Source organism: Paenibacillus chartarius (assembly GCF_042432825.1).
Lineage (GTDB): Bacteria > Bacillota > Bacilli > Paenibacillales > NBRC-103111 > Gordoniibacillus > Gordoniibacillus chartarius.
Genome location: NZ_JBHLWN010000094.1, coordinates 1 through 1,498 on the forward strand (window position 1 = coordinate 1; position 1,498 = coordinate 1,498).

The 1,498-nt window shown below is 45.9% G+C and carries 2 protein-coding genes and 1 pseudogene; 2 read left to right on the forward strand and 1 reads right to left on the reverse strand.

Annotated elements, in window-relative coordinates; translation table 11 throughout:
• On the forward strand, nt 1–206 hold a 206-nt coding region (locus ACFFK0_RS23685; protein ID WP_377472851.1), incomplete at its 5' end, for a hypothetical protein.
• 3 nt (nt 207–209) lie between these two features.
• A pseudogene (locus ACFFK0_RS23690) lies at nt 210–586 on the forward strand (MerR family transcriptional regulator).
• Nucleotides 587–653: 67 nt separating this feature from the next.
• Here ACFFK0_RS23690 and ACFFK0_RS23695 read toward each other — a convergent pair.
• Nucleotides 654–1,498, reverse strand: an 845-nt coding sequence (locus ACFFK0_RS23695) for an IS3 family transposase (protein ID WP_377472852.1), incomplete at its 5' end; no start/stop codon positions are given.

Here is a 1,498-nt window from a genome sequence, read left to right on the forward strand (position 1 = left end):
TTGTACAAAATGAAAAGAGGCTGCCCTCAGTCATCTACGATGACTTTTGGGACAGCCTCTTTTTCATGCTCAAACAAGGCCATCCACGGAACAACACGGGGTTGGCCTTGTTATCGTTATGCCCCGCCCATCCATGTTCAAAGAAAATTCATCTTGACTCTCCTCTTGGGGAAGACCTTAAGCTACCGAAAGGAAGGGAGGAATAAGCACTGTTGTACACGGTGAAAGAAGTGTCGGAGCTGTCCAATGTGACCGTCAAAACGCTGCACCATTACCACAAGATCGGTCTCCTGCTTCCGAACCGGGTAAGCGAAGCCGGATACCGGCTGTACGGAACGAAAGAGTTGGAACGGCTGCAAGAGATTTTATTTTATCGAGAACTGGATTTCTCCTTGGAACAAATCAAAGAAATGATGGAGCATCGTTCGGACCGGCTGTCTATTCTCTCGCGGCTCATGATTTTGCGGCACAAACTCAATTTTTTCTAAACGATGACTTTCACCTACAGATGCTTGAGAGCCAGCAAACCGGTTTGGCTTATTATCTTACCGCAGCGGCAGGTTCTTACGCGGCAGCGAATCGTTGACATACGAAAAAGGCTGGCCCGGCGATGAACTGCACCCCGTCAAGTAGACAGCACAAAAAATAAAGATCTATGAAGCGGCCTTAGCCCTGAATTCCATGGGGCTGAGGCTGTTTAGTTTTTTCTGTAATCGTTCGTAATTGTAAAAGTGAATAAAAGCATCAATGTCGTTCTTTAATTGATCAAAGGTTTGGTATTTATGCAAATAATACTTCTCACATTTTAAAGTTCCCCAAAAGGATTCCATGGGTCCGTTATCAATACAACGTCCAACTCGTGACATGCTCTGCTTTAGCTTAGCCTTGTCCAACAACTTCTTAAAGCTCAGAGACGTATACTGGAAGCCCCGGTCGCTATGGAGGAGTGCTTTGCTCCTTGGCGCTGCCTTTAGCGCCAACTTCAATGTCCTAAACACGAGTGGATTATTATTGGAGTGCCCCAGTACATAAGAAACAATCGATTTATCGTGAAGGTCGAGAATCGCGCTTAAATAGGCTTTCTGACCATTGCCGTACTTAAATTCAGTTACATCCGTTACCCACTTCTCGTTTGGGGCTTCAGCTTGAAACTCACGGTTTAATACGTTCTCAGCTACCTGCTGTGGCGTAGAACGCTCATATTTCTTTTTCTTTCTGCGAATGACAGACTGAATCCCTTTTATCTTCATCAGACGATACACGCGCTTGTGGTTAATTTGTTTCTCCGTTTGTCGACGCATATGAAGCGTTAATTGACGGTAACCGAAGGTACCTTCAACCTTTTCATACAAAGACATCATAACCGCCGTTAGCTCCTGGTTCTCCAACTGTCGCGGGCTAGGCTTGTGGCTGAGCCACTTGTAGTAGCTTGACCTTGGGATCCCCATAACCTTGCACAGAAGCTGTATACTGAGCGACTCTGCTTGCTGTACCGCTT